The sequence below is a fragment of the Methanolobus sp. WCC1 genome, from assembly GCF_045690315.1.
Lineage (GTDB): Archaea > Halobacteriota > Methanosarcinia > Methanosarcinales > Methanosarcinaceae > Methanolobus > Methanolobus tindarius.
The window spans coordinates 1,323,068-1,349,317 of record NZ_CP146979.1; the positions used below are offsets into that span (position 1 = coordinate 1,323,068).

Genomic DNA, 26,250 nt, shown 5'->3' on the forward strand with positions numbered 1-26,250 from the left:
TGACTATCAAAAAAGACTGTATGCGGTATAAATATAGTGCATACACATCTACATTTTGAATATTTTACAGTAATTTACGATTCAAGCTTAAAGGAAATGGTCAAAATGAAAGTAGTAGGTTTTGTAGGAAGTCCAAGAAAGAACGGTAACACCGACGTACTTGTCCAGCAGGTTCTTGACGGAGCTGCAGAAGCAGGAGCAGATGTGGAGAAATTCTACATTAATGAAATGAACATAAAAGGATGCCAGGGATGCACATACTGCAGGGAAGTTGATGCATGCAAACTAAAAGATGACATGTCTAAAGTCTACGATGCTCTTAAAAATGCGGATGGCTTTGTATTCGGCTCCCCAATTTATTTCTTCCAGTTCACAAGCCAGATGCGTCAGGTAATTGACCGCTGCTGGGCACTTGTAAATCCTGATTTCACACCCCGTATCGAGGCTGGAAAGAAGGCTATTATTGTAAGTGCACAGGGCAACCCGGAACCAGATGCTTTCAAGGGAGTCTTTGAAGAATTTGGCCAGATACTCCAGATGTTTGGAATGGAAGTTAAAGGTACCTTTGTAGATGTCGGACACCATGCACCTGGTGAGGCAAAAGAAAATGCAGAGCTTATGGGCCAGGCTAAAACCGCAGGAACCCAGCTGTTTGCTTAATTGATTTTGTATTCCTAAAGGACATGCATCCTGCATGTCCCTTTTTCTAAATTCAGGTTTTTTACTGAAAAATCTTTTTTGCGGTTTTAATCCTCGTCATTTACTGCAATAAATTCCGCATAAACCGGGTAGTGATCAGATACTGCCACAGTTTCATTATAATCAAGTCCGTATTCAAGATCAAACCTGAAAACACCACTATTGCCTGTGAAGTCTGAACTGTCAGTCAGGATTATACGGTCATAACTGTAATCAGTGGATTTTGTAGTTGTATCTACACTGTTGTTTATTATCCATTCATATGTATCGAGATCATTTGTTGAATCCTCATCAAAATAGGAACCGTCTGCATTCAGATCCCCAAGGATAATAAAATCCTTTTCATAAGGATACTCATTTTGTGAATATTCCAGAACGTCATCCAGCGCATTAATTTCTTCAGTGGCTTCATCGGGATCAGTGTGAATCACCATAAGGACTGCGTCAAAGTTACCTTCTGTGGAACTGAAAGCTGCAATAAAAGGTTCCCTGTGGAATGGGTCTGTTCCATTTGCTTCGGGATACGTCTGAGGATCACCGGTAATTTCAACAGTATCAGTATTGAATATGTATGCGTATTGCTCTTTTGAGGATGTTCTTCCAAGTCTCTCACTGATTACATAATCGTATTGATACCCATCAGAGTTCACCATGTCCATAAGTGCGGGTAAGCTTGTCTGAGATGCGTCTCTTATTTCCTGTATTGCAATAATGTCATAGTCATGGACTATCTTTACAATGGTTTCCATAACTTCTGTTTTTCCTGCTTTTGTTACTCCAAATACCTGGATGTTGAAAGAACCTATTTTCAGCATTTCCACATTATTTGTAACCGGTTCCGGTTCAGGAGCAGTTTCAATGTTTGTGTTTTCTTCAATATCTCCTACGGAAGTAAGTTGCGATTCTTCACTGAAGTTCTTATGGTCATTGCTATATTCATCGGCAATTGTATTATTTTCTGTAATGTCACTAATGTTGTTTGTATTTTCATGGTCATTTATGACCATAGTTTCAGGCAATTTAGATTCCGGGTCAGACAGGCATCCTGAACTTACACAGGCTAATATAATTAATGTAACAAGTGTAATAAAAAGTATAATATTCGGTTTATGCATCGTATGATACTCCTTTTGAATATCATATGATTGGTTGCTATTGATTTATACTTATAGTTTCTCTAAATAGGTCAATTGCATATTTTTTAAGAACTGTTGAATATAAAAAATCCGAAAATGCGGATATCTGAATCTTTTAAAAGACTCAGATATGTAGGTTACAGGGATTTGCTGAAAGTTATTTTTCAAAAAAAGAATTATTCTGGTAAAAAAGCGATAATTCGATGTGTTTTTAAAACTCAGGATTCAATAATCCCTGCTTCTTCCAGTTCTTTTTTGAGTTCAAGGTGATTGTTGTCAACAGGACAACCTTCTAGAATATTTTCAGAAACAATTACTGGTACCGGGTTTTGCATATCCGGATGGCTACAGTAATATGCAGTTCCAACCCTTGTTCTTCCGGGAACACCTGCACATTTAGAAAATAGGGGAATATTTTTTTTATAGCTACATGTCCTACAGTCCATTTTTCTTCTCCTAATTGTGATTTTGATAATTTTAGTACAGTGTACTAATTAATATATTTTCAAATTTTATATATTTATGTTCACGTTTATATTCCTTGTGTTCTCCTTTGAATTCCATTTCGATACATTATTATTTTCAATTTTATATTTTTTAGACTAGTCCTGTCATATTTTATATAGTATGTCTTTCATATAGTTACTAAGACAATGGGAGCTGAAATTACCACCATCGTCTCATTATTGTACCATACCAACCAGTTTTTGATATTTTGAGAACACAGGCTCCCATTGCTCCATGGAACAATACTCTATTTTACCAAGTCGTTTAAGACTGAAAATTCATATTTATGAAAGTTAATGTACTAAATATCTGAAAAAGGAGGCAAGAATGATAGACAAAAGATTTCTGCATGGGTCAATACTTCTTTTTATAGGAGTTCTGATAGGACTTAGTGTAAGCTCTCTTTCATGTGGTCCTGTACCGGTGGAAGGTCTGATTTTTGTGGAGAGCGTTATGTCCGGTCACTCTGGAAACGATAGCTTTACTGAAGTATATAACTACAACATGACGTTTTACAATAGTGGCAACGAAGATATCTATGTAAATACTATCGAACCTGTTCTTTCTTCTGACTCCAGAATACTTTCAACTCAGCAGTCATTAATCAGTGAAATTGAACGGTATGTTCCCGCAGGTTCGGTTGTGTCGATTGAAGGCAGTATTTTAATCAATTCTGAGAATTCAACTAAAGAAGAAATCACTGGAATTGAAATTATTAAATGCATAAATATGACCTCTACGGAAACGATTCATTGTTTTAATTATCCACCCGCATGATTCCTGTTGATTAAATAGAACATATGGATACGATACTAATATAAGATTAAATGCCATTATAATGTGACTAAACTCAGTCTAATGAATGCCTAATAATCTAACTAAAACCCGTATACCTCATAAGGTTTTCGGGTTTTTTAACAAAAAGTGCAAAAATCGAGCTCAAAACTCGATTCTAAGACCTACAAGTCAATGAAGCAACCAACCTTCACGCAATCAAAAAAAGATGCTCACAGGGCGAATTTGACACCCTCGGCACGACCTCAAATCACAGCACTAATTTTGAGCATTGGGTCTTCAATCTTGCTCATTTCACGCTGTATGTCTGCCACTGAGACATTCAAGTAATGCATAGTGGTTGACAGGTTTTTGTGTCGCAATAACTTAGAAACGTATACAAGAGGCAGGCCAGCATCGAGCATGTGCTGTGCTCGGCTTCTGCGGAATGTATGGGTTCCGCATTTCTTGTCAATATTGGCTTCATGCAGTATCTTGTTCACAGTTTTGTATACATGAGAACGGTGAACTTGGGGTGATTTGTTGCTGAACATCACATAGTCCGAGGGTTTCAAGTTGCTGTGCTGACAATACCTGATGATTTTTTTCAAGGTCATAGTGTCACATGGCACTTTTTCCATGTATCCCTTTTTTCCCTTTCCTCGCCAAACATCAATGGATTCGGATACCGGGTCAAGGTCTCGTAGTCTTACGTTGCAAGCCTCTGTGACCCTCAGAGCCGGGACATAAAGAAGCAATAGCCATATCTCGTATTTTTCTTCGAGATTTGGCAATGCGAGCATTGACTCAATCTCTTCCGGCCTTAGCCATTCTTTCGAGTACATACATTCAAAAATGCAACAACTACATTAAAAACGTTTCCTACGTCCTTTAATTCAAAAATTAAAGGCTCTCAGGTATCCGGGTTTTAAAAAACACGCAAAATCAACCTTAATTCAAAAATGCAACATAATGTACCTTCTGTTGCATTGAAGTTTGAGAACTATATAGTATAAAGGAAGTATGTTTTCTTTATAATCATGCTAGGAATCATGTAGACTAAATATAAATGGAATGGACGAAAATGTCGTTATTTAAATGGAGTTATTGACATGGCAAAGAAGAGAGAAAAAAGTCAAGCTGAAAAAATAGAAGATGCTTTCAAAATAAAAAAGAGTACAGGCAAAAAAATAGAAGACGGTTTCAAGCGTAGGTAATATTAAGAAGAAAGTGAAGTTTTAAGGTAACTATTTTTCTAATTGATACTTGCGTCTAAAAAGGTGGAATATAACTTTCTACATACTGCCAAGAATCCTACTATCAGGAAAGCTTTAGCTTATCAAAAGGGATGTGAACAATAAGTAAAATTATTTAGGCACATGTAAATACCATTGTTCAATATAATCTACATTATGAATGATGGGGTAAGAAATAGGAATGAAGAAAAAGTTGTTTTCTTCTTTGGAGCAGGGGCGTCCATATCTGAAGGTGCTGTTGGTACTAATGACTTGTTGAAGGAGTCCTTTAAACTTCATCATGATGAAGGAAGTCATAATTATGAAAGGGTGGATATGGTTAAAAAATATCTAAAAGATATTTACCACAATAACTACGACAATTCAAATATCCCCACTTTTGAAGAGGTTCTTGGACCAATTGATATTGCATTGCAAAAGCAGGAAAACATATCTTCTTACTGGGACTTGAATAAACTTACTGTCCTAAGAGATAATTTGATTTATTGTGTTTGTGCAGTATTATATGAAAAATTGAAAGAGGGATGGACGCCAGACAATCACAATGAATTTATAATGAGACTATTTCGACATCGAAATCAATGGGAAAAATACAGTTTCATTAGTTTAAATTATGACATATTATTGGACAATGCTTTAACTAATCTTGGTGAAGGTAATACTCCAATTGACCTTGATTATGGATTCCGTTTTAGAAATCAAGAGAAAAGGCATGAAAATAAACGAGAAGATAAAGATACTTGGTACATTCCTCGTGAAAAAAAAGTATTTTTGTTCAAATTACATGGTAGCTTAAATTGGCTATATTGTCAAACATGCAATTCAATAAAAATAACACCAAAGGAAAAAGGTGTTATGAAAATCTATACTCATTCAGAACATTGCGATTCTCCTTCTTGTAAAGGTAAATCTGAACAAAAACCAATCATAGTACCACCAACGTTCACAAAAGCTTATGATAATCCTTTCCTTGTATCCATTTGGCTCCAAGCTGAGAAGATACTTCAAAATGCAACTAGAGTTTACTTTATTGGCTATTCAATGCCGGAAGCTGACATTCATATTCAATACTTGCTGAAAAAGTCATTGTTTAGACAGAATGGAAATGAACCAAAAATAATCGTTGTTAACATTGATAGTAGGGATGGTTATACACATAGGAGATATCAGAGGCTATTTGGTGATGTTGAATACCTTCATATGGGTTTTGAGGATTTTGTATTGCAATCTGAAAACTATTTATCAAGAAGCAGAGGGGAAACAAGTATGGGACAAACACTTGAATCGGGAAGAGCGGGAAATACTTTTGGACATCGAATGGCTGAACTTGCTGCAAAACTGTTAGGTACTTCATTACTTGATACTGAAAATGATAGTAACGAAGCTATGTTAAATGGACAAAGAGTTTTGATAAAAAGTGCTCATATTGGCACTAACAGAATAGGAGCTTTACATGATGTACTAGACAGGGTTACTAGTGTGATTGCGGTACTTGAAGATAGGAACAGTCCACTTAATGATGTTCACAAATATTCAATCTATAGGATTGATTCTAATTGGTACAAATTGGAAATGCGGCCTGATTATAAAAGAGATAATATAGGTTATCTTGGCGGTGGAAAAATCCGAAAACATTGTGATAAGATAAGAGAATTAACCTGCGATTTCTGAGATTATCAACAAGAGGCATAATGAAAACATTACCTACATGGGCAAAAAAAAGTGAATTCAAATATGATGGTTCAGTTGCTAATGGCACTACAATCTATTATGGAATAAATAATCATCCGATTCGCATAACATCTGAACAGTACTCACAGCTTCTTACTCATTTCAGAGGGAAATCTGTGAACATCGGTACATCAAGGGTCAATCCACCCAAAGGCAGTGTCGGTGAATGGCTCCAAGAGAATGTAACTGGGACTGCTACTGCATCCTATGTTGGTGCTATCTTGATTCATGAAGGTTATGCAACGAAATTGGAGGATGGACCGATTATTGATTTCAAAGAAATATACCCTCATGAAACTGTTCCTGAAATAGACCCTTATGAACAAATTATTTCTATCAAATGGGCACCTTCCACTGGTGAAATCGAGCTTGAACCAATCCCCGCAGGTACACAAGTAAATGTTCATACCAAATTTTACTTGGTAACCGATAATTTAGGAAGACCACTTGTAAGAAGTGGTGAAGAACTTCAGGCTATTTCAAATCTATTAAATCATGTATGGGAAATATGGATAATACCTGAAATGAAAAGACGCAAAGAGACTGGTATACCAGCTCCTTATCCATTCAAAAAATTTATTGTTGTATTTGATAATGACAATGGAGTCAACTTTCAATTCAATGAAGAATGCTCTTTAAAAGGTAGGGTAAGGATAAAACCAGGCTTTTCTGTGCAAAAAGGCGGTGAAGTTTCTTTAGATATGCTAGCGGATTATGGTCCAATTGAAGCTCCAACCATAAACAATGAACCTGTAGGTTATTTTATATTAAGTAAAAATGGAAAACAGTTTTCAGTATTCGCAAACTTCAGACCAAATCATGATGATTTTGATAAAAGTGAATGGGAAGAAGAAGGGAATTGGTTGGCTAATGGCCACTTGCAGCATATTTTGACTGGACAATTTGGACATTTAAGCTTAGTAATACCTGAATTATCCAAATATGATATCCCTTTCACAATAGGACTCAAATCGAAGAAAATGGCATCATTGTGTTCTCTGATTGAAAATGACATGAGCAGAAGTGTACTTGATGATGAAATGTCAAGGATAATCACTAATGGTGATGTTTCAGTACTATTTGATAGATGGATAGTATTCGATGGTTTTGAGAAACGAAAAAGCATACTAGAGGAAGCAAATAAAGCCTTTCAAAATGAACTTTATGGAAGTGTCATCACATTATTGATGTCACAAGTAGAAGGAATCATTACTGATAAACTTGTTCAAAATGATATGGGATTGAAAGATGACGGAAAGGCCAAAGACTGGAAACAAAGGTGCAAGGAATTTGAAGAACTCATTTCTAAGAAATATGAAATTGGAGCATTAACCAAATTAATGCTTAGTTATGCCGTATTTTTCTTAAATAACTGCAACCTTTATGTATCTAAAAAGTGGGAAAGTTCTACCGATTGCTTAAGTCGTCATGGCTCTTTGCATGGAATTGATGTCAGTTTCAATACCCGTGCAAATGCAATCAGAATTGTTTTACTTTTTGATGCTTTGTACTGGATACTTTTTAATACACATCAAGAATAAGATAACACCCTTGTTAGCATCGAATTAGTACCTATCAACAGGCAAACAATGACGCTCTACAAGCTTCTGATTCAACCATGCAAGCTCATCAGATGGCAAAAGATGCTCTTCACCTATGCGGAATGACCTGCCATCAATACAGTAACCTTTCCTCAACGCATCCATTAAGGGCTCCATACTTTCGTAGACGTCGTGCATCGTAGCCGTGAAATCAGGCCCCAAAGCCCCATTTCCACGTGGCAGGGTTGAAATTTTGAATTCAATTTCGTTATCATGTAACATTGCATCACTTCTTTGCAAGAGCTTCAATAAGTTCTGAGTTTTCACTCAAAACAATAGGCATCAGTCGCTCGAATTCAGCATCAGAAGGCAAACAGCCGGTGCTGTGTCCTTCTGGAGTTATCGATTTTTTGTTTTCCTTGGTCATGGTGTTATATAGGTCACCATCCAATATATCAATAGTGCACCACTCACAAATGCTTCTGTTCTCGTTTTTAAGATTTTATCGCACGCAATAAGACCGTGTGTATGTCTGTGTTGTCATTGACTACAATGAAGACACTTACAACAGCTACAACACCTGACTACACAGAACAACAAGGACAACAATGAACCACAAAAACAACATCCATCGACTTCATGACACGATTTCGAATGTTTTGAATGTTGGTTTTGAGGGCCTCGGATGTCCCAAGGTATCAATGCAAGGAAAAGTGCCTGAAATCTCCACAGACAGCAGGATTTATCTGAATTCTTGAACAATATAGAGCATAAGGTGTTCAAAATGTATCGTGATTGTGGGATAAGCTGGTATGGTCCAAATAAAAGATATCAAGTTGAAATTGGAAAAGATGTACATAATTTGTTCGATGAAACTAATAGGGACATAGAGATTGAAATTGATGGCAAAACATTCTATTCTCATCTACCTGACTCATTTTTTTCTAAATGTAAGCATTTAAGGACAGCCTATGATAACAAAAATGTGAAAGGAACTAATTATCTACATGAATGGATTGATGAAAACAATATCAAAAGAGCAAAATTGGTGGTCATTGAAGAACCAATAAAGTACAAGCTTACAAAGATTCAATGAGTGCTGAGGGATTGGATGAAAACAAACATTGGGGAATATGTTGCAGGGGCTTATTTACAAGTAGTAAAAGACTGTGATGTTGTAAATTACAATGTTAAGAATACTGATAACGGAATGAAAGGGATGAATGAATTTGATGTTTTGGCTTTGAATTTAACATCCTTTGATGCATATCTTTGTGAAGTCAGTACTCACCTTAACGGTTTCAATTACGGAAAAGGGAATAAAAACACAATTGCTAAACTAAATAACAAATTCATTAATATGCAGGAATATGCTTCTAAGCTTCAATTAAAGTTCAATGTTCACTATATGTTTTGGTCTCCTTATGTTCCAAAAGGATACTTGACAAATGAAATTGAAATACTTGAAACAAAAGGTCTTGAAGCGATTGTAAACTCAAAATATAAGGATTGTATTAATGAATTAAAAGAGAAAGCCAAAGTCACTACTAAAGATTATAATAATCCATTTTATCTATCCCTTCAAATATTGTCACATTTAAGATGATAACATCTAAATTCAAAATAATGCAAAACAAATAGTATGTGGCTTCTTTCTTACCGGTTGTTTGGTAGAATTCTTACTAGACAGTTTACTTTAAATGATGTTAGGGTACGAGTACATACAGTAAAGTCTAAGTTATATCCATGACAGCCGGGATTTTGGACCGTGCAGACTGAGAAATGAGTGAATCAATCTGATAGGGTGGAATACTTTCACATCACTTGGCTCAGTGACATATATACAGGACTATATACTTTCATTCATGGACCAATCAGAGCCAATTTTCCGGGACAACTATAAGCATCGTATGCGAAAGCAGACACGTGAAAGGCAAAAACGTGCAAAATCCCGATGATTGAAACATTCATCTTTCAAGCTAAAATCAGGAAACGTCACAAGAAATATAAGTGATTTACATATAATTATGACTGTAAAATACATCAATTTACGAGGGTGACAAAAAGTGATGAGTGTCAAAGCATATCAGAATCCAAATCAGAGTGAGTATAACAACTTGAGAAAAGAACATATCAAATGCAGCAAATTCCCTCGAAATGTCGTGTCTAAAGGCAAAATAGAGGATATCGAGAATGAATTAAGGATGCTGATTAATACTGATATCAATTCGTTCAACGTGGACGCTGAACTGTTCCTGAACGATGAGTTCTATCGAGGATGGATGTGTGCCATGATAAATGGTATGTTAGAGAGGATGAATGGACTTTTAAGAATCAATGCAACTTTGAATTTTAGCAAAGAATTCCGAGACACTATTTGTCCGACCACCGATGAATACATGAAGCAGTTCGAAGATGAAATGCATCAAAAGGTACTCTTAGACATCGATGAAACAAAATACACCAAACTAATCGAGATGAAAGCTCACATCGATGAGTTAATAGGCCAATTACGCAACTGATACTTATTTTTGCATTATTTGACTTTAAAATAATGGTCGGTGGCTTATTTGCCACCGCTGAGTTTCTTTCCTGTATCTTCACCCAACCATCCAAGGCGATAGGCAGTATAGGCAATCATGGCAAGTCCTACAGGTGTCGTGATGGGTGAAACGGTCACGGTCAGCACTATGCCAACACCAAAACCTATAATTCCGCCTATGAGCCGTCCGGCATCGAAATCATCATCCGTGAGAATATTAAACAGGACGTTGATTGCGATTACAATGATTGTAATGCCTGTCCCTCTCCAAAAGCTCACGATATCAAGGAAATAGGCAAGGGCTGTCAGAGCAAAAACCAATACGCTACCCTTGATTAAGTATCCATAGATTTCATCATCTGTACGATTTCTTGAGCTATTCGACTTAGTTTGTTTTCTTGTCATTAGAAATACCTCGCTATACTTCCTGCCGCTGCTGTAATTGCTCCAAATATCAAGAATTCAAGCACTCCAAGGAACACTGAGCCTGACCCAAGAATATTGTTAAGGATGAATGGATTCAGACCTACAATGAGCACTATACAGGGCAAAATCCAGCCGATAGAGCCACATATGACCGTATTGATGATACACTCATCAAGTTCGTCACTAAGGGTGTATGAGACCTTCAGAGCACCCAAATACGATGCAATAATCACGAGCCAATTGACCGGATTCGAGAATATCTTGATACTCGCAGTTTCGCCTATTGGCAGGTCATCGGAGTTCTCAAGGAATCCGGCGAACTCGTCCGTAGGATTGAGCTTGATGATACTTTCATTATCAGCCGCTGCAATTGGTGTCAAAAGCAACAATAACAGCAGTGTTATTATCTTGATTTTCATGAAATCACCTCGGCGGCGTTGGATATCTTTTGTATACTATGTGATGAGTTTGGCAAAAGAGTATATAAAGATTTATGAATTCAAAATAAGAAAATTGCAGTCCTATTTGTGGTGAGGTGAAACGGCGGCATCACGTAGGATGCCGAAGTTGAGTGAAAGCACCCTAGGGGGTGTGGCGGGCGGTGTGAGTGACCCTTTAATATTTGGTCTCACGAATAAAAATAATTTGTATATGGTCTCGGCTCAAAATCCGTGCACTCTAAGTCATTACAATGTCGGTGTGAATAAAGTGCTGGTCAGGAATTCGCTGGCAATGCTGTCTGGTGGCAGGCTTCTTCCTCCGACCTTTCCTCTAGTTCCACTAATCTGTCCAATAATCCGTCACTGAGGGCATCATCGTTCACATCCATCATGGCATCATCGATTACACCAAGGATGATAGATTTTCGCTCATGTGGCAAGGAATCCCATCTCGATTCCAACTCATCAAGACTTGATGAAATCCATGCGAGTATTTCCGAGTCAAGTTCATTTTCTGTTTGTACCATAAAAGCAAATTACACTAATTCATTTAAATACATTTCTACAAAAACACAATCAGGCTCAGGTATACGGATTTATCCGATACATAGATTTATATATAATGTAAATATTTTAAGATTAGTGAAATATCAAGAACAAGAGGGACAATATGACAAATGACCAAGTAAGAGCATATCGAATTTTGATACTTTTTGTGCTAATTCAGTATCGGACGAACTAATCTTCGAGTGAGATTTCGAACACCCAAGGGGCCACCCTTTCTATAATCTTGACCATTGCTTCAAGCTCGGCCTCTGTTGCTCCGGGTCCAAGGTTTCCGGGTCCATACTTTGGGTTGTCGGCTTTTTCAGTCATTCGTCACCCAAGGCCAAAAGCTCTTCACGGTGCTCATCAAGTATCTTCTTTGCGTTTTCTCTTTCCGCTTCAGTCATGCCACGTCCGGGATTCTGTGGGCTGTAGAAGGGTTGGTCATCAGGTTTTGTCATAGATGCAAATATGCATTCATCACTAATAGCCTTCACCATCTGAGATTTGCTTGACCGTCAGGCAAACCACGCCCTCTGATTGTGATACCCTTGTCATCTACTCGAATTATATGGAACTTAGCATCCATTATCGCCATCGGTGGCAACTTTCCCAATGTATGCCCTCGGCTATGCTCTTTGTTTGATGAACTCATCAGTTCCACAGAATTTTCCGAGTGCCAAACTTTGAATTTTATTTTATAAGGATAAATTTCTTTCCAATGTTCAAAGAACTGACTGTCCAAGTATTTCCCACTGTAGAACTTCACGAGCCTCTTACGTCTATCGATTCTTTCATTCTCAGCTTGTTGTTGCTCCGGGGTCTTTTCCTTGGGTGTAGCTGCTTTCATTGGGACATTCGCAGCATGAATCTTCAGATGTTGGATTTGGGCCTGTAATTCATGAATTGTTCTATCCTTGCTCTCAAGTTCTTCTCGGAGTGCTGAGTCATCAGCTTCCTTAGTCACGGTTTCAACAATTGGAGCTTCTCTTGTGCCTGTTTGAATCTCTGAAAGCCTTGTACGTACTTCTTTTTCGACTTCCTCAGAGAATCTTTCGTCATCCTCAAGAATGGACCTGATACGCTCTTGCAAGTGCTGTTGCTTACGAATCTTGTAAATATACGGCTCTCGTGCGTGTTCAATGCCCTTCCGGGTCAATTGATAGCGATATGGACGAGAATCCGGCACGGTGCTGAGATATCCATACTTTTTGAGCCTATGTAAGGATGATAGAAAAGAGTCAAAATCGTGATGCTGCACGGCAATAAAGAGTTCACGAGCGGTGGGTGATTGTGACCCGCAAAGTTGTACTTGCCTAAGAATTCTCCCTTTTAGGTCACAATCCCGATATGTTTTCATCCCTGATTTCCTAGATATGTTTGTTTCACCCATGTTGGACATCAACAGCGGTGGTATTGAGGACATAGTATTGAATGCGTAAGTATTACTTATTTGTTTCTAAATTAAGCTCATTTTCAGCTTGGTATCTGGATTTTAAGCTTTTTACATCCTTCAATGACTCTCCGGTACACGGATATCACTTGAATTGCATATGATTCCTTTGACTTCGATATGCAGCAGGGTTCTTGGCGTGCTCCCGACCACGTTTTGTGATGCTATAGGTGCAAGGTCTCAGGGTTTTGTCAGCAATTAGGTATTTTCGTATAATAAGATGTGATAGCCAAGAGCGGAAATCGTACATGTTCCTTGGGTCTTGAAGTGCCGCATGTAGCTCTCGTGCTGTCATTGGGACATCATGCTCAGCCATGTACGAGGTCAGAGAGTCCACGTACAAGGTCGGTGGCTGGATTTCGGAATAGTCACCGGCCTTAAGATACTCAATTCCAGCATCAGTGATGCTATATCGGGTGCAATGCTCGACCATCCGTTCAATCAAGCCCATGTCCCGTAAGTCGTGAATGTGAGCATACCCGTCCTTCATTCCTATTTCCTTCGCTATTTCCTTGGGTTTCATGCTCGTATCACTGAGCAGCTTCAAGATTTTCAGTTTAGTCATCATAAGCCCTCTATTTCGATTGTAATAGTGAATTTCAGCTTTCCACCGTCTTGCTTGATTCGCACTTCAGCACTTGGCTTCTCAGCTTTTGCCGTCTTTGGTTTCGTGATTTCTGGTTGTTCTTTTTCATTTTCCTGCTCCTGCTTTTCATGGTCCTTTGATGTGCTCCAATCGTTCAATTCAACATCAGCCCCCGGATTCAATGCAACATACTCTTGCTCCCCTTCCTCTGTGATGAAATACGTTTGCGGCTTCTGATTGCTGTTTTTTGCAACCAATCCCTTTTGAACAAGTCTGCTAATTGCGGTTCTTATGGTCTTGCCGTTGCCGCATTCGGATAATTCCGTAATTTCAACGGCGGACATTTCCCCGGATTCTATGAGTACCTTAAGCACCAATTCACCCACAGAACCCTTGCTTATACTGGCTTTCATGGCTTCTGACCTCTCATCACACAAAGTCCAAGCTCACGTATGGCCTTCTCTGCCACTGATAGTATGCCATTATCGCATGCAACATAGCCCTTTTCCCGCATTGTAGCCATGCATTCGGTGTAATATGTCTTGGAATAATACCCTTCCAATGTGTCAAACAATGCGGCTTCTGTTTGTGGTTTGTCCATCAAGTAAGGTAGTGTCTTGAGGTAAAACGGCAACAGTGGCGATACTCGCAATCTCAAGTAATCACGGCCTGCACCAGTAATGCTGTAGGCATGGCTCTTTTGGCCCTTATCAACCTCAATCAGACCTTCCTTGTTAAGCTTCGTGAGTGAATTTCGCAAGCCGTTGTACGAATGGTGATGTGTTTCCACGAAAATTTCACGTGCTGTAAGGCTGTCATGTTCGTTGAGCGTCCGAATGATATCGATGTGTTTCTTTGCCATAAGTGCACGTTGGAAAGTGCACATATAAACATTTTCGTTGTGCTGCGGCACTGTGCGGCGTCAATCGAGTATGTTATCACGTTTGTTACCAATTCGCACGCAAAAATGACGTTGAAAGAATCCTGGGACGCAAGGGATGCTGAGTAAAAAAGCAGCACTCTGCGAAGGTATCACGAAATCTGAGGACCGGGAAAACTGATAATATAACATTATACTATTAGTATAATTATTCACAAAATAGTATAATTATTTCAGGCTGTATTGGTGATTTTGGCAGATATCAGCACACCGGTATCTTCGAACAGACCCTTCCAAATTCATCCATGACGGTGATTTCAGGGCTGTTTTAGTGTCATAGTAGCACTCAACATCTTTGAGGGCTTAAAAGTGGTCGCTCGAAAATAGCAAAATAGACCGAATTTTGAGCCAAAATCCTGTGACCGGTCTTATCTGAGGGTGCAGAAATCATTCTCAAAATCGGAAAATACGCTTTCCCGCATTGGGTTTTGTGTCTTATGAGTGTCGGGCTTTTCTTGGCTTTGGGATAGCGGTGTGCGGATTTGTGGCATTGTAGACATGATAATGAATTGTTTGTTAGTTTGATTTAAACATTTAGGTCTGAAAGGGTCTTGCTCGAAAATCTGACTTTGAACTTGATGAGTTTAGTTCCATAGGTTCCATAAATATATTAATCGTGGCAAATTGGGGGTTTGGGGGGGTCAAAATAATATATTATATATACAGAACTTTGCACTCTCCTGATAGCGTTATTTTTTTCTTTACACAGTTAATTTTGGGGTCTAAAAGCAGTCGATGCATATCGATTATTCAAGTCAGAATTTTTGCCACCCTAAAATACTTCTCGTTAGCAGTAGGCTTGAAAATGCCTTCAAAACCCGAGTTTTTTTTCTTTGTAACTTTTTTTCGATGACTCTGCATAGCTGTTTTTTTCGAAATAATTTTCTAGTGGAATGATTTTTTGCTAATTTTGGACCAAAACTTCAATTTTCCACGGTGAATTCACGGGTTAACTTAGGTGGAATATTTTTGCCAAACCAAATAATTTTGACATTGTGTTCAAGCGGTCTGACCCTGTGAATGTCATTATAAATTTGCATCATCCAGACCTCATCAAACAAGAACCTCAACATTTCATTGGTGGGTCGCTTCCAATCCGGGGTGTCCTCATATTCAATGGTTTCCGGCATTTCTTCATCCGGGAATGTTGATTCTAATGTTTCCTGATACCAACTTTCCGGGGGAATCGGTGACCCAAACACGATTAGTATATCATAATCCCTGAAGTCATTAGTTCCACCGAATCCACCAAACCAGAATGCATCAACACCGCAGAACTTCCCGTTCTTGACGAGTTGTTTGAATGTGATAGCGAGGATTTTCTTGTTTTTACGCTTCCAATAATTGATTGTATTTCTCAATTCTTTGCCATGTAGCTTATAGTAGCTCTCGATGTAGCTTTTGTAGAAGCCGTTATTGTTCTTGACCTTGATTCGTGTGTCTTGATTCACGTTGTCACTCTCCACGATGATTGATTCTTGTCGGTATTCCGGGAATAGCTGCTGAAAGTTCTCAACTTGTCGTAGGAAAATCCGCTTACTAAAGGTGGTATTGTTGTACCGGATGTCACATTTGGCCCGAAGCTGTTGATAGAAGATGATTTCTTGCCAAGTTGCTTGGAAGTGGTCTGTATCCGTTGCTTTTTCCATGTCAATCGAGTGTTGATAGTTCTTGAGTGCATCATTCTTGAGTTTATTTAAGTCCGCCAATATTTCCTTCATCTGAGCCTCTTGATAGGTATTGTCCGCCAATATTTCCCGGTTTATCTGCTCTATTTTTGTCAATCTTTTTTTCATCCTTCCGTTGCGGAATTCGAGGCACATAATCAATGAATTGAGACGGACCTTCACGATATCATCTATGAACGTAGACTGCATTTTCCGCTTCTGGTGCATGACTGCTGTATAGGTGTTGTGCTTGTCAATGGCTTCCTGAAGCATCGGGGCCATTTTCTTGATTGCCTTTGCATCCCGTTTGTTGATGGCTCTAATGAAGTCCAATTGGTCCTCATACTTCAGGAAACCACTTTTGCCATAACCCCGAGAATATTGCAACTTTCCCATCTCTTTTTTGATGAATGCAAAATCATAATCTCTCTCATATTTTCCGTTTGTAGCTGTGGATTCCTCGATTATGATACAATCAAAAACAGAAAAATCAAATGCTTCAATCAGGTTGATTGGAATCAATACATTTATTTGAGGTTGTCCCAATTCATCGAAGAGACCCTCGTATTGCGTTCTGTATCCACATGGCCTTCCGGGCGAATTTTGACATTCCATCCTGATACAAATGGCCTTTGGGGGCACTCCTGCCTCGTGTGCGTCTTTGATATCATCATGAGTTTCATATTTGGGGCATGCTTTCGAAAATCCTCGAATGACTCGACCTTTTGCAGCGGGATTGATTTCCGCTATCCTGCTATTGATTTCCTCAAGCAGCAAATGTGTATTGCCAATTATCAAGAACTTCATCTCAGGATGTACAGCGACATATTCAACTGCGTTTTGCGTTTTCCCGCTTCCCGGTTGTCTGCAATCGATTATGTTTGTGAAAAGTGGATTCTCATCATGTGAAATGCACCGGGACGGAAACTCAGGAATGACCTGCGGTAGCCCGAAATGTTTAAATATTTCTGCATTTATATTCATGTATATACAACTACTTCATTAAGGCGCTCGATTGCCATTGTCTTTGCCCACAATGGCGGCGCACTATTTTTTTAAAATTTTTACAAAATGTTTTTAATCATCCTATGCTTACTTTTCTTTGTTTTAGGGTCCATCTCGGCCATCGGTTCTTGTTCACTTCTTGCCGGTGGCCTCTTCTGTTATTGTTACTGTGCTGGCTGTGCTTCCATTCCCTGTTCTACATCTGTGCCTAAGTACTGCACCAAGGCACGATTAACCAGTTCGGAACGGCTCAAGCAGCCTCTTTCAACATCTATCAATGGAAGAAGGTCATCTTCAATTGTGAAACTTCGTCGAGTTCTAGTCATATAATTTCCTCACACTATCTAAAGGTAGGAGACTATATAAAATTAATCAGGCAGATAGGGACAAAAAACAGCATGTGTTGACCACATTCGGATAAAATTTTGCTTCGCTAATATATATACTTTGGGGTATCGAGAACAAGGATTTTCCATGAGGTATATGGATTTTAGGATAGGTATTTCACGTGATTACAGATTTCAGGAGAGAGGAAAGAAAACCTTAAAGAAAGTTAGGGTATTTCTTCAAGGAATACAAGGATTCTTAGAGTTGCGGAATAAAAAGGGAAAGGGTGAAAGGTTGCAGGGTTATTTCATCCCTGCAAGCTTGTCACGCAATTCCTTGAGCTTAGCTTCAGCTTCGGGGCTTGGGTATTGCTCATTGTACCATTCTAAGTCCTTGATTTCCTGCTCTATGCTTTCCTTGGTGTCTGGCTTAATTTCGAACTTTGCAGGCAATTGAGGCAGGTTTTCGCCTGATATTGGCTCTGCTTCACTGTCTCGTTTTGTCCCTGCAATGTGATTATCCCATATTTCAGTCACGGAATCCACGGACCTTTGACGCATTTCAGCAAGAATTTCGAGCTTTGAGAGCCTTTCTGACATTTCGGCTTGTTGCTTGTCCTGTGCTTCGACCTTGGCTTTGAGGGCTTCGTTTTCTTGTTCAGCCTTTTCAAGCCTGATTACGCCATCGGTCATGAGCTTTATTGCTGTTGTTTCGGTGAATTGAAGCAAAGGAAGACACTCTTCAATGTAGAAATCTGTCAATGGTTTTTCATGCTTCTTATAGTAAGCTTTCTCAACATTTCCACTTTTATGACCCATAATATGACGCACAAAAGTTGGGCGATTGGTCATGTTTTCAAGTCGCTGACTGCAAAACTCACGCATATTATGACTTCTAATGAGACCAAATTCATATTGTGCATTCGACTTTCCACATGCATCGGCAAGCTCTCTATACATATTCTGCATTGTGTCTGTAGATAGTTTCCTTATGGATTCATCCCGGTCCTCAAGGAACCTGTCACTTACTTTGTTGGGTATAAATAGGGGAATCTCATATGGGTCTTTTCCATTTTCAAGGTCTATATCATATCGCCTTTTTTGATAAGCTCTTTTTATTGTCGTCTTATTCCTGTGACTTGGTCTTGGTGGCTTATTCCTTGATTCAAGATAGGAATCTATCTTTTCACAACATTCAGGACTAAAGAATGTAATGAATTTATGTACTCCACGCCATTTATTCTTTTGACGTTGAATCACCAGTCTACATAGTTCAACATCAACTAACTTTTCTCCACCATTTTCATCTGTAATAGCTTTCTTTACAGTAATTTTTCCATTCAAATATTGACCCAAGGACACATTGAGTAAGTCAACACCTGCAAGACCTGACGAAGTTTGTCCATATATTATACATTCCATCAGTTTACTTTTTGTTTGTGACAGAGCATATTCAATTTCTTCTTTTTCTGGAACGTCTTCATTTATTGGGATTGATGAATTGGCAATATGTAGGTCTAGGGCTTTATGGGGAATATCGACACCGAATTTAATATAAAATGACTTTACTGCCGCAAGTTTTACAATTATGGCATTGTTTGAGTATTTTTGACGTTGAACAGTTCCGTCAGCCATAGGTTTTTCATATTCCATATTAACAAGCAAGTTGTAAAATTTGTTAATACGCTGAATATACTCTCTTTTCATTATGTTTTTGTCGTCATCATTGATGGCTTCACAGATGGCTTGTTCAGGTGTCAGGTTATGATATAATAAATACTGCTCAATATGGAAGGTGTAGTTTGTTTGTGTCTTTTCAGCATATTTCTGAAGCCAATGTTGAATAACTTGATTATTTTCTATTTTTTCATGTGTTAAATCTACATCGGGTTTAGGCACAAATTCCATATCTGTTTTCAGAATATAGTCGAATATATCATATTTTTCTTCTTCATTTTCTGTTGTTGCTTGACTGAACTTGTTTCTGGTTGCGATACCTGCCATTTTTTACACCCGTGCATTTATTATACTATTCTTTATTATATTTATATGTTCATTAGAACGAGGATAGTCAAAGAATAAATGCCATAAGCCTCATTATAGGCAACAGGTGTTAAAATGAAGCTTGACCAAAAGGATAAGGATAGGATTGTGTCAATTGTAGCGTCACGCTATTTTTCTGAACAGGGCTGGAAATGGATTGATCTTAATACTGATATTTCAAAGATACACAAGGCACATGATGACCTTCGGGATCAATATGCTGCATATCCTTATATGAGCAGGGACTGGTATGTCAGCAATTCCGCTACAAAAAGTACACATATGTGTGAAAACTGGGAGGAATTGAGTGAACTTGTGGAGTTTCTGAATGCTTACGGACATCATTTTGATTTCCTGGTGAAAGATTCTAAAAAATCCTTATGCATCGCCAGTACAGATGGAAACCTTAGTCATGAGGAAAAAACAGCTATCTCGGCTGCCAGAAGATCAAGGTATAATGTTTTTGTTTTCAGGGTAGATGTTCCTGAAGATATAGATTTTGAGCTGATGCAGATAGGCGGGGGAATGTAAGTAGCCATTCCCAGCGACATATTCATATTATGTGTGCACAATTTCGGCCTACCTTTATATAGGATATATCAGTATTATACGCTTCGTGGTTACATTTATGTAGCAAGTCATATTGTAAGTGACCTGTTGCTTTATAACTATTATAATAGTATCGATTATAAAATTTATAGTTAAATTTACATTTAAAATCAGAATAAAATTAAACTTTGAGAGGAGTTTTAATATGGAAGCATTAATTTATCTTGCCCCTCTTGCTGGTCTCGTTAGTTTGTTATTTGCTGGTTTCTTTGCAAAAAGTGTCCTTAGTGAGGATGCAGGTTCAGAGAAAATGCAGGAAATAGCAGGTGCCGTCCAGGAGGGTGCGATGGCATATTTGAATCGTCAATATAAAACAATAGCAATCGTTGCTGTCATTCTTGCAGCACTTATCTTTGCTCTTCTTCCTGAAGGTGGCAAGATAGCTGCCGGTTTCCTTGTTGGTGCACTAAGTTCTGCAGCAGCAGGTTACGTAGGTATGAACGTGTCTGTAAGGGCAAACGTCAGAACCGCAAGCGCAGCATCAAAGGGCCTTCAGAAGGCAATGTCCGTTGCATTCCGTGGTGGAGCTGTAACAGGTCTTGCTGTGGTCGGTCTTGCACTTCTCGGTACAAGTGGTTTCTACATACTTTACGGTGATGTGGATCTTGTAGTCGGTTTCGGTTTCGGTGCAAGTCTTATCAGTCTCTTCGCAAGGGTTGGCGGTGGAATATTCACCAAGGCAGCCGATGTGGGTGCAGACCTTGTAGGTAAGGTTGAAGCAGGAATTCCTGAAGATGACCCACGTAACGCTGGTGTAATTGCTGACAACGTAGGTGACAACGTTGGTGACTGTGCCGGTATGGGTGCTGACCTTTTCGAAACATACGTAGTAACAGTTCTCGCATCAATGCTTCTTGGATCACTCATCCTTGATACATTCTCTAACGCAATTCTTTACCCATTGATTCTTGGTTCAGTGGCAATCTTTGCTTCCATCATTTCTGTTTTCTTTGTGAAGGTAGGCAGTGATGGAAAGATTATGAAAGCTCTTTACAAGGGAGTTGCAGTTTCAGCTATTCTTTGTTTGATTGCATTCTACTTCGTAACTCAGTACCTTGAAATGAGTATGAGTTTCTATTATGCAGCTGTTGTGGGTGTAGTCATCATGGTTCTCATGGTGGTTTTCACTGAATATTACACTTCAACTTCATTCCGTCCTGTAAAGACAATTGCAGCAGCATCCGAAACAGGTGCCGGTACAAACGTAATTTCCGGTCTTGCAATTGGTTTTGAGAGTACAGCACTTCCTGTAGTCATCATCATTGTGGGTATTCTGGCTTCATTCTTCATAGTAGGTGGAGCAGCAAGCCCTGCAATCGGTCTTTACGGAATTGCAATCGCAGCAGCAGCAATGCTCTCAACAACCGGTATGATAGTAGCTCTTGACTCATACGGTCCAATCACTGACAATGCCGGTGGTATCGCAGAAATGGCAGGTATGCCATCCAGCGTACGTAAGATCACTGATGCACTCGATGCAGTAGGTAACACCACAAAGGCTGTTACAAAGGGATACGCAATCGGTTCAGCAGCTCTTGGTGCACTTGCACTTTTCGCAGATTACACAGGTAAGGTAGGCCTTACAGGTGCAGATCTCAGTCTTACAAAGCCAGTAGTTCTTGTAGGTCTCTTTATTGGTGGACTGCTTCCATTCGTCTTCAGCGCTGTAACAATGCAGGCTGTAGGAAAGGCAGCATTCAAGATCGTTAACGAGGTTCGCCGCCAGTTCCGTGAAATTCCAGGAATCATGGAAGGAACTGCAAAGCCAGAATATGGTAAGTGTGTTGACATCGTAACAGCAGCAGCAATTAAAGAAATGGCAATACCTGGTGCTCTTGCAATCTTCACACCACTTATTGTAGGTCTTGTACTCGGTCCTGCAGCTCTTGGTGGTCTTCTTATCGGTATTATTGTCTGTGGTCTTTTACTTGCACTCACAATGGACAACGGTGGTGGAGCATGGGACAATGCCAAGAAGCTTATTGAAGACGGAGAGCACGGTGGAAAAGGCTCAGAAGCTCACAAGGCAGCTGTAGTCGGTGACACTGTTGGTGACCCATTCAAGGACACATCCGGACCTGCACTTAACGCTCTGATCAAAGTAGTGAACATGGTTGCAATCCTGTTCGCATCTCTGTTCATCGGTGCAGGACTGTTCTAAGTAAAATAAACAAATAATTCCGGCTTTTGCCGGAAACTCTTTTTCTTTTTATTATATCTGTTTTCTGCTCTTACCGTATTTGATAATTTCAGTACGCTAAGCATGTATTCTATAACTGTATCTTAAATTAATACTAAAATCAGACAAATGCTATCAAAAATGCAAAGCTGAATCTCAATTTGTTATTGAAAGTATATACAGAAAAGTCATATAAAAAAGATTATTGTGTTTGCACGGGTGGTTGGGTTTAATGTATTTGGGGAGTGGGGTTTAAGTGTGGGAGTGGGTTTAGTGTATGAAAAGAGCCACCCGCGCATGAACAATTTAGTAAAGGCATAATTCTATTTATATCTTTTGTTTTGTCCTTGCACTTTTACTCAGAAGTAATTTTTTTACACACTTTATGATCAATATGGCACTTCTGTTTTTCCGGAAAAAATATGGGATGAGAATATATAATAGAGAAACGTACTGTCAGTATCTCCGGAGCAATATTGATGGTAGAAGACATTGGAACACTCGTTCGAAAGGGATTTGGAACATGGACTGGCAATCTCAACCTGTGTGTGCCATTCATATTGAAAATAGTGACATCTATTCTCTTTTTTATGTTTTCTGTGGGATTATTCACGATACTATTCATTGTTCCTGCAATGTCAGATACAGTAGATCCGGCAAACATGACACAGGATGAAATGCTTGACCTTATGTATTCCGTATTCTATGAACACATGCTGTTTATAGTGATTTTCTCGATTGTCCTGTTTTTAATATACCTGGTAATTGATGCTTTCATAATGGCCGGTGCTATTGGAATGGCCAAAGAGGCACTGGAAAAAGGACATACCAGTGTAAGCACCATGATAACAACCGGAAAGAGGAATTATATTAATCTTTTTTTTGTTAATATACTGATACTCTTGCTGATATTTGCAGGCGTAATATTCCTCGTGCCAGGTATTCTTTCCATAGATGATATCAGTATTCTTCTTTCAAATCCTGATATGGCTGTTGCAAGCGTTTCATTGCTAGCTTTGGGTATAATCATATGGGCATTTTACATAATTATCATCAGCCTGCTGCTTTTCGCTGTAAATTACGTGCTTGTAGCCGATGAACTTGACCCTATAACTGCAATCGAAACAGGAGTGTCATTTGTGCTGTCCAATAAGATGGCATCTGTTGGACTATGGTTGATTATTATGGGAATCTCATTTGTTCTCGGATTTATAGGACAAGTCACATCATATGTAGAAATACTTGCACAACTATGGTCACTGTTTGATCTTCTGCTGAGTACGGTAGTAATCCAGCCACTGATAACTGTATGGATTACACGTTTCTATCTTGACAGGACAGAAAGGAAATTGTATTCTTTTGAGGATTACTTATTGTACGACTGATCACGTTTTAGAAGTTTACATGCCTGGCAGACATTCTCAGTGCATGCCTGGCCGCATATAATGCACTTTTGAAGTCCTTCCTGAGGATATTCTCTTCCAAGTATTCCTGAAACCTTGTCAAAACCACTTAAAAGTGCATACTTAGTACCGGGGTGTTTCACTTCGAATTCATTCAGCATTGCTCTTATTTCTTTTCTCATGGCCTCATGTGCATATGGACACCCGCCAAATCCAAGGGGAAGATCATGAAGATAAGCATAAAGAGCAATCTCTTTTTCAGGTATATGTCTCAGTGGCTTCATCCTGAGAACCAGTCCTTCAAGTTCCTTGGGAGGAGCAAGTCTGACCATACGGGAAACGTCACCTTTCAGGTGATTTAACAAAATAGTCTGTGCCTCATCGTCCAGATTGTGGCCAATTGCAAGTTTTGTGGCTCCGACTTCAAGTGCAATCTTATTAATTAGTGATTTTCGAAGTACACCACAATAGCTGCATGCCCCTTTTTCTCTCTTCTGGGGTGCAATCTTATCCATGGTGGTGTCATATTCATCTCTGAATGAGCGGACAATGTGTCTGACACCAAGTTTAGATGTAAGTTCCCGTGCAGATTCAATAGTATCAGGACGATAGCCTGCAATTCCTTCATCTATGGAAATTCCCACAAGCTCAATATCAGGTCTTTTTCCAAATAATTTATGAAGAATATAGAGTGTTGTACTACTATCCTTGCCACCGCTCAGTCCAATGGCTATGACTTCATTTCTCTTGATGCTGTAATGTTTTCTGATGGTAAGTTTTATCTTACGTTCAACATCCTCTATGAAATGCTTCCGGCAAAGGTGCATTCCGGAATATTTCTGGAAAATAATTGCATCATTGTTGCATTTATTGCATTTGATCGTTTTTGAATCCATTATTTATGCACATGAAATCTTATTATATAAAATTGTCCTGGCAATTTAACTCCTCCCAATTATTGGTAAGCTCTTATAATTGCAAATATATTTTAGATTCAAATCATAAAAATTAAGTATTACTCTAATAATTCTGGGCAAAAACATTCAGGAAACTAATAATGTCGCCACTAACAGAGGTATCCATATTCACATTCCTATTATCAGTATTTGCAGGTTATTTTCTTGGAGTTATATCAGGCCTTATTCCGGGGATACACACCAATAATTTCGCACTGGTTTTGCTGACGTTTTCTCCGTTTCTCTCCGAACATGGTCTGCCTCTAATCTGTGTAGCAGCAATGATTCTGGCAAATTCGCTTTCACATACCTTCCACGACATAATTCCTGCAATATTTCTGGGTGCTCCGGGCGATGACCTGGCACTTGCAGTATTGCCCGGGCACACATTATTGCTTGAAGGCAGGGGGGCAGAAGCAATACGTTTGTCTGCTCTTGGAAGCGCAGGATCTGTGGCTCTGGCCCTTATTACTGCATATCCGCTTTCCATGGCATTCAGTTCTGTTTATCCTTTTATTCAGAAATACATTGCCTGGATTCTGGTTCTTGTTGTTTTAATCATGGTATTTACAGAAAAAGGAGAACCTGGCAAACAAGGTCTGCTTCAAAGGATGAGATATCCCTTAAGCGCGTTACTTGTATTCATGCTCTGTGGATTTCTTGGTGTTTTTGCATTCGATAAAGAAAGTCTCATGCATCCATTTCTTTCAATAGGTGAACCTTCAATACTACTTCCTCTTTTGAGCGGTCTTTTCGGTTCATCCCAACTTATCATAAGTCTGATGTCCCAGCCCCTGATACCTTACCAGTTTAAATCAAGAATGGAACTTGAGAGAAAACGTATCATCAGGGCAATTGTAGTAGGCGGAACTTCCGGTTCACTTGTAGCCTGGTTGCCTGGTGTGTCTTCATCAATCGCCACAGTGTTTGCACGTCTTTTCATAAAAGAGGATTTTGACAGAAGTACGGATACTTCACCAGATGATAACTTTTCAACTGACAGCGTAACAGATTCAGCAAAGGAATTCATAGTTTCTATTTCAGGTGTAAACACCTGCAATGCAATTTTTGGCTTGCTGGCTCTGGTGGTAATAGGCAAATCCCGCAGTGGTGCCATGGTAGCTATAAATGAACTTCTTGGAGGTATTGATCTTAATCCTCCTCTGGTTATTCTTTTTCTCCTTGCCATCTCACTGACCGCTATACTGTCTTATTATTCCACGGTCTTTTTAGGAGATAATATCCATCGACTGCTTTATGGTTTTGATTATTCTATAATCTGTTATGCCGTACTTGCACTTTTGTTTTTCATGTGCCTTGCATTCACAGGTCTTTTTGGTCTGATGGTATTTCTGATAGCAACTCCAATAGGAATGCTCCCGTCATTTATGGGTATAAGGAAATCACACTCAATGGGGGTTATTATATTGCCTGTGATACTTTATTTCATCTAATCTGGATTCACTAGATTTGAAAGAAGAAATT

General features: G+C 39.0%; 29 protein-coding genes. 11 read left to right on the top strand and 18 right to left on the bottom strand.

The window, feature by feature from the left end; all coding sequences use genetic code 11:
* The first annotated feature begins 96 nt into the window (after positions 1-96).
* Entirely contained in the window at positions 97-660 is a 564-nt protein-coding gene (locus V7O61_RS06475) for a flavodoxin family protein (protein ID WP_245596136.1), read from the top strand.
* Positions 661-746: 86 nt separating this feature from the next.
* Here V7O61_RS06475 and V7O61_RS06480 read toward each other — a convergent pair whose 3' ends face one another.
* On the bottom strand, positions 747-1,814 hold the full coding sequence (locus V7O61_RS06480; protein ID WP_407282372.1) for an exonuclease/endonuclease/phosphatase family protein: 1,068 nt from the start codon (positions 1,812-1,814) through the stop codon (positions 747-749).
* Between the two features lie 239 nt (positions 1,815-2,053).
* Positions 2,054-2,281: a hypothetical protein gene (locus V7O61_RS06485; protein WP_288070073.1), complete on the bottom strand. Its 228-nt coding sequence runs from the start codon at positions 2,279-2,281 to the stop codon at positions 2,054-2,056.
* 388 nt (positions 2,282-2,669) lie between these two features.
* Between V7O61_RS06485 and V7O61_RS06490 the strand changes: the two genes are divergently transcribed.
* Positions 2,670-3,119: a hypothetical protein gene (locus V7O61_RS06490; protein WP_407282371.1), complete on the top strand. Its 450-nt coding sequence runs from the start codon at positions 2,670-2,672 to the stop codon at positions 3,117-3,119.
* Between the two features lie 263 nt (positions 3,120-3,382).
* Here V7O61_RS06490 and V7O61_RS06495 read toward each other — a convergent pair whose 3' ends face one another.
* On the bottom strand, positions 3,383-3,961 hold the full coding sequence (locus V7O61_RS06495; RefSeq protein WP_407282370.1) for a tyrosine-type recombinase/integrase: 579 nt from the start codon (positions 3,959-3,961) through the stop codon (positions 3,383-3,385).
* A 567-nt stretch (positions 3,962-4,528) separates the two neighbouring features.
* On the opposite strand from V7O61_RS06495, the gene V7O61_RS06500 reads away from it, so the two are divergent.
* Positions 4,529-6,043: an SIR2 family protein gene (locus V7O61_RS06500; RefSeq protein ID WP_407282369.1), complete on the top strand. Its 1,515-nt coding sequence runs from the start codon at positions 4,529-4,531 to the stop codon at positions 6,041-6,043.
* A 20-nt stretch (positions 6,044-6,063) separates the two neighbouring features.
* The gene (locus V7O61_RS06505; RefSeq protein ID WP_407282368.1) at positions 6,064-7,644 is read left to right on the top strand and encodes a hypothetical protein; all 1,581 of its coding nucleotides are present in this window, start codon (positions 6,064-6,066) and stop codon (positions 7,642-7,644) included.
* A 24-nt stretch (positions 7,645-7,668) separates the two neighbouring features.
* On the opposite strand, the gene V7O61_RS06510 is transcribed toward V7O61_RS06505, so the two are convergent.
* Positions 7,669-7,926, bottom strand: coding sequence for a hypothetical protein (locus tag V7O61_RS06510; RefSeq protein ID WP_407282367.1), 258 nt, complete (start codon positions 7,924-7,926; stop codon positions 7,669-7,671).
* A 4-nt stretch (positions 7,927-7,930) separates the two neighbouring features.
* Positions 7,931-8,071, bottom strand: a complete 141-nt coding sequence (locus V7O61_RS06515; RefSeq protein ID WP_407282366.1) for a hypothetical protein — start codon at positions 8,069-8,071, stop codon at positions 7,931-7,933.
* 357 nt (positions 8,072-8,428) lie between these two features.
* Here V7O61_RS06515 and V7O61_RS06520 point away from each other — a divergent pair, with 357 nt between their 5' ends.
* From V7O61_RS06520 to V7O61_RS06530, 3 genes are all read left to right on the top strand, one after another.
* A complete protein-coding gene (locus tag V7O61_RS06520; protein ID WP_407282365.1) occupies positions 8,429-8,740 on the top strand; it encodes a hypothetical protein in 312 nt (103 codons plus the stop codon).
* A 15-nt stretch (positions 8,741-8,755) separates the two neighbouring features.
* A complete protein-coding gene (locus tag V7O61_RS06525) occupies positions 8,756-9,250 on the top strand; it encodes a hypothetical protein (RefSeq protein ID WP_407282364.1) in 495 nt (164 codons plus the stop codon).
* 463 nt (positions 9,251-9,713) lie between these two features.
* Positions 9,714-10,166 carry a hypothetical protein gene (locus V7O61_RS06530; RefSeq protein WP_407282363.1) on the top strand — a complete coding sequence of 151 codons (453 nt, stop codon included), beginning with the start codon at positions 9,714-9,716 and terminating at the stop codon, positions 10,164-10,166.
* Positions 10,167-10,210: 44 nt separating this feature from the next.
* Here the strand turns inward: V7O61_RS06530 and V7O61_RS06535 are convergent, their stop codons facing one another.
* From V7O61_RS06535 to V7O61_RS06590, 12 genes are all read right to left on the bottom strand, one after another.
* Positions 10,211-10,591 (bottom strand): hypothetical protein, encoded by a 381-nt coding sequence (locus V7O61_RS06535; protein WP_407282362.1) that lies wholly within the window; start codon positions 10,589-10,591, stop codon positions 10,211-10,213.
* Positions 10,591-11,031: a hypothetical protein gene (locus tag V7O61_RS06540; RefSeq protein WP_407282361.1), complete on the bottom strand. Its 441-nt coding sequence runs from the start codon at positions 11,029-11,031 to the stop codon at positions 10,591-10,593. Before V7O61_RS06540 ends, V7O61_RS06535 begins: the two co-directional genes overlap by 1 nt.
* Positions 11,032-11,327: 296 nt before the next feature.
* Complete coding sequence (locus V7O61_RS06545; RefSeq protein ID WP_407282360.1) at positions 11,328-11,579, bottom strand: hypothetical protein; 252 nt, start codon at positions 11,577-11,579, stop codon at positions 11,328-11,330.
* Between the two features lie 211 nt (positions 11,580-11,790).
* Positions 11,791-11,928: a hypothetical protein gene (locus tag V7O61_RS06550; protein ID WP_407282359.1), complete on the bottom strand. Its 138-nt coding sequence runs from the start codon at positions 11,926-11,928 to the stop codon at positions 11,791-11,793.
* Positions 11,925-12,098, bottom strand: coding sequence for a hypothetical protein (locus V7O61_RS06555; protein ID WP_407282358.1), 174 nt, complete (start codon positions 12,096-12,098; stop codon positions 11,925-11,927). The genes V7O61_RS06550 and V7O61_RS06555 overlap by 4 nt, the downstream gene beginning before the upstream one ends.
* Entirely contained in the window at positions 12,092-12,691 is a 600-nt protein-coding gene (locus V7O61_RS06560) for a hypothetical protein (protein WP_407347464.1), read from the bottom strand. Before V7O61_RS06560 ends, V7O61_RS06555 begins: the two co-directional genes overlap by 7 nt.
* 445 nt (positions 12,692-13,136) lie before the next feature.
* The gene (locus V7O61_RS06565) at positions 13,137-13,619 is read right to left on the bottom strand and encodes a winged helix-turn-helix domain-containing protein (protein WP_407282356.1); all 483 of its coding nucleotides are present in this window, start codon (positions 13,617-13,619) and stop codon (positions 13,137-13,139) included.
* Positions 13,616-14,050 (bottom strand): BlaI/MecI/CopY family transcriptional regulator, encoded by a 435-nt coding sequence (locus tag V7O61_RS06570; protein ID WP_407282355.1) that lies wholly within the window; start codon positions 14,048-14,050, stop codon positions 13,616-13,618. The genes V7O61_RS06565 and V7O61_RS06570 overlap by 4 nt, the downstream gene beginning before the upstream one ends.
* Complete coding sequence (locus V7O61_RS06575; RefSeq protein WP_407347466.1) at positions 14,047-14,523, bottom strand: hypothetical protein; 477 nt, start codon at positions 14,521-14,523, stop codon at positions 14,047-14,049. The genes V7O61_RS06570 and V7O61_RS06575 overlap by 4 nt, the downstream gene beginning before the upstream one ends.
* 977 nt (positions 14,524-15,500) lie before the next feature.
* A complete protein-coding gene (locus V7O61_RS06580; RefSeq protein WP_407282353.1) occupies positions 15,501-17,228 on the bottom strand; it encodes a hypothetical protein in 1,728 nt (575 codons plus the stop codon).
* Between the two features lie 185 nt (positions 17,229-17,413).
* On the bottom strand, positions 17,414-17,575 hold the full coding sequence (locus V7O61_RS06585; protein WP_407282352.1) for a hypothetical protein: 162 nt from the start codon (positions 17,573-17,575) through the stop codon (positions 17,414-17,416).
* A gap of 303 nt (positions 17,576-17,878) precedes the next feature.
* Positions 17,879-19,579, bottom strand: a complete 1,701-nt coding sequence (locus V7O61_RS06590; RefSeq protein WP_407282351.1) for a hypothetical protein — start codon at positions 19,577-19,579, stop codon at positions 17,879-17,881.
* 114 nt (positions 19,580-19,693) lie between these two features.
* Between V7O61_RS06590 and V7O61_RS06595 the strand changes: the two genes are divergently transcribed.
* The 3 genes from V7O61_RS06595 (at position 19,694) to V7O61_RS06605 (ending at position 23,791) form a co-directional block, all read left to right on the top strand.
* Positions 19,694-20,149, top strand: a complete 456-nt coding sequence (locus tag V7O61_RS06595) for a hypothetical protein (RefSeq protein WP_023846374.1) — start codon at positions 19,694-19,696, stop codon at positions 20,147-20,149.
* A gap of 223 nt (positions 20,150-20,372) precedes the next feature.
* Positions 20,373-22,388, top strand: a complete 2,016-nt coding sequence (locus V7O61_RS06600; protein ID WP_023846375.1) for a sodium-translocating pyrophosphatase — start codon at positions 20,373-20,375, stop codon at positions 22,386-22,388.
* A gap of 497 nt (positions 22,389-22,885) precedes the next feature.
* The gene (locus tag V7O61_RS06605) at positions 22,886-23,791 is read left to right on the top strand and encodes a hypothetical protein (RefSeq protein ID WP_407282350.1); all 906 of its coding nucleotides are present in this window, start codon (positions 22,886-22,888) and stop codon (positions 23,789-23,791) included.
* On the opposite strand, the gene V7O61_RS06610 is transcribed toward V7O61_RS06605, so the two are convergent.
* Positions 23,773-24,705: a TIGR00269 family protein gene (locus V7O61_RS06610; RefSeq protein ID WP_023846377.1), complete on the bottom strand. Its 933-nt coding sequence runs from the start codon at positions 24,703-24,705 to the stop codon at positions 23,773-23,775. The two genes, V7O61_RS06605 and V7O61_RS06610, sit on opposite strands and share 19 nt — an antisense overlap.
* 161 nt (positions 24,706-24,866) lie before the next feature.
* Between V7O61_RS06610 and V7O61_RS06615 the strand changes: the two genes are divergently transcribed.
* Positions 24,867-26,219 (top strand): tripartite tricarboxylate transporter permease, encoded by a 1,353-nt coding sequence (locus V7O61_RS06615; RefSeq protein ID WP_407282349.1) that lies wholly within the window; start codon positions 24,867-24,869, stop codon positions 26,217-26,219.
* The last annotated feature ends 31 nt before the right edge of the window (positions 26,220-26,250 follow it).

Coding starts and splice junctions, on each gene's coding strand:
- V7O61_RS06555 (WP_407282358.1), bottom strand. CDS start 12,098: ATGGTGAAGGCTATTAGTGATGAATGCATATTTGCATCTATGACAAAA.
- V7O61_RS06595 (WP_023846374.1), top strand. CDS start 19,694: ATGAAGCTTGACCAAAAGGATAAGGATAGGATTGTGTCAATTGTAGCG.
- V7O61_RS06530 (WP_407282363.1), top strand. CDS start 9,714: ATGAGTGTCAAAGCATATCAGAATCCAAATCAGAGTGAGTATAACAAC.
- V7O61_RS06495 (WP_407282370.1), bottom strand. CDS start 3,961: ATGTACTCGAAAGAATGGCTAAGGCCGGAAGAGATTGAGTCAATGCTC.
- V7O61_RS06565 (WP_407282356.1), bottom strand. CDS start 13,619: ATGATGACTAAACTGAAAATCTTGAAGCTGCTCAGTGATACGAGCATG.
- V7O61_RS06600 (WP_023846375.1), top strand. CDS start 20,373: ATGGAAGCATTAATTTATCTTGCCCCTCTTGCTGGTCTCGTTAGTTTG.
- V7O61_RS06480 (WP_407282372.1), bottom strand. CDS start 1,814: ATGCATAAACCGAATATTATACTTTTTATTACACTTGTTACATTAATT.
- V7O61_RS06485 (WP_288070073.1), bottom strand. CDS start 2,281: ATGGACTGTAGGACATGTAGCTATAAAAAAAATATTCCCCTATTTTCT.
- V7O61_RS06545 (WP_407282360.1), bottom strand. CDS start 11,579: ATGGTACAAACAGAAAATGAACTTGACTCGGAAATACTCGCATGGATT.
- V7O61_RS06615 (WP_407282349.1), top strand. CDS start 24,867: ATGTCGCCACTAACAGAGGTATCCATATTCACATTCCTATTATCAGTA.
- V7O61_RS06610 (WP_023846377.1), bottom strand. CDS start 24,705: ATGGATTCAAAAACGATCAAATGCAATAAATGCAACAATGATGCAATT.
- V7O61_RS06490 (WP_407282371.1), top strand. CDS start 2,670: ATGATAGACAAAAGATTTCTGCATGGGTCAATACTTCTTTTTATAGGA.
- V7O61_RS06500 (WP_407282369.1), top strand. CDS start 4,529: ATGAATGATGGGGTAAGAAATAGGAATGAAGAAAAAGTTGTTTTCTTC.
- V7O61_RS06475 (WP_245596136.1), top strand. CDS start 97: ATGGTCAAAATGAAAGTAGTAGGTTTTGTAGGAAGTCCAAGAAAGAAC.
- V7O61_RS06585 (WP_407282352.1), bottom strand. CDS start 17,575: ATGACTAGAACTCGACGAAGTTTCACAATTGAAGATGACCTTCTTCCA.
- V7O61_RS06550 (WP_407282359.1), bottom strand. CDS start 11,928: ATGACTGAAAAAGCCGACAACCCAAAGTATGGACCCGGAAACCTTGGA.
- V7O61_RS06575 (WP_407347466.1), bottom strand. CDS start 14,523: ATGTGCACTTTCCAACGTGCACTTATGGCAAAGAAACACATCGATATC.
- V7O61_RS06570 (WP_407282355.1), bottom strand. CDS start 14,050: ATGAAAGCCAGTATAAGCAAGGGTTCTGTGGGTGAATTGGTGCTTAAG.
- V7O61_RS06525 (WP_407282364.1), top strand. CDS start 8,756: ATGAAAACAAACATTGGGGAATATGTTGCAGGGGCTTATTTACAAGTA.
- V7O61_RS06520 (WP_407282365.1), top strand. CDS start 8,429: ATGTATCGTGATTGTGGGATAAGCTGGTATGGTCCAAATAAAAGATAT.
- V7O61_RS06510 (WP_407282367.1), bottom strand. CDS start 7,926: ATGTTACATGATAACGAAATTGAATTCAAAATTTCAACCCTGCCACGT.
- V7O61_RS06605 (WP_407282350.1), top strand. CDS start 22,886: ATGGTAGAAGACATTGGAACACTCGTTCGAAAGGGATTTGGAACATGG.
- V7O61_RS06590 (WP_407282351.1), bottom strand. CDS start 19,579: ATGGCAGGTATCGCAACCAGAAACAAGTTCAGTCAAGCAACAACAGAA.
- V7O61_RS06505 (WP_407282368.1), top strand. CDS start 6,064: ATGAAAACATTACCTACATGGGCAAAAAAAAGTGAATTCAAATATGAT.
- V7O61_RS06580 (WP_407282353.1), bottom strand. CDS start 17,228: ATGAATATAAATGCAGAAATATTTAAACATTTCGGGCTACCGCAGGTC.
- V7O61_RS06515 (WP_407282366.1), bottom strand. CDS start 8,071: ATGACCAAGGAAAACAAAAAATCGATAACTCCAGAAGGACACAGCACC.
- V7O61_RS06540 (WP_407282361.1), bottom strand. CDS start 11,031: ATGAAAATCAAGATAATAACACTGCTGTTATTGTTGCTTTTGACACCA.
- V7O61_RS06535 (WP_407282362.1), bottom strand. CDS start 10,591: ATGACAAGAAAACAAACTAAGTCGAATAGCTCAAGAAATCGTACAGAT.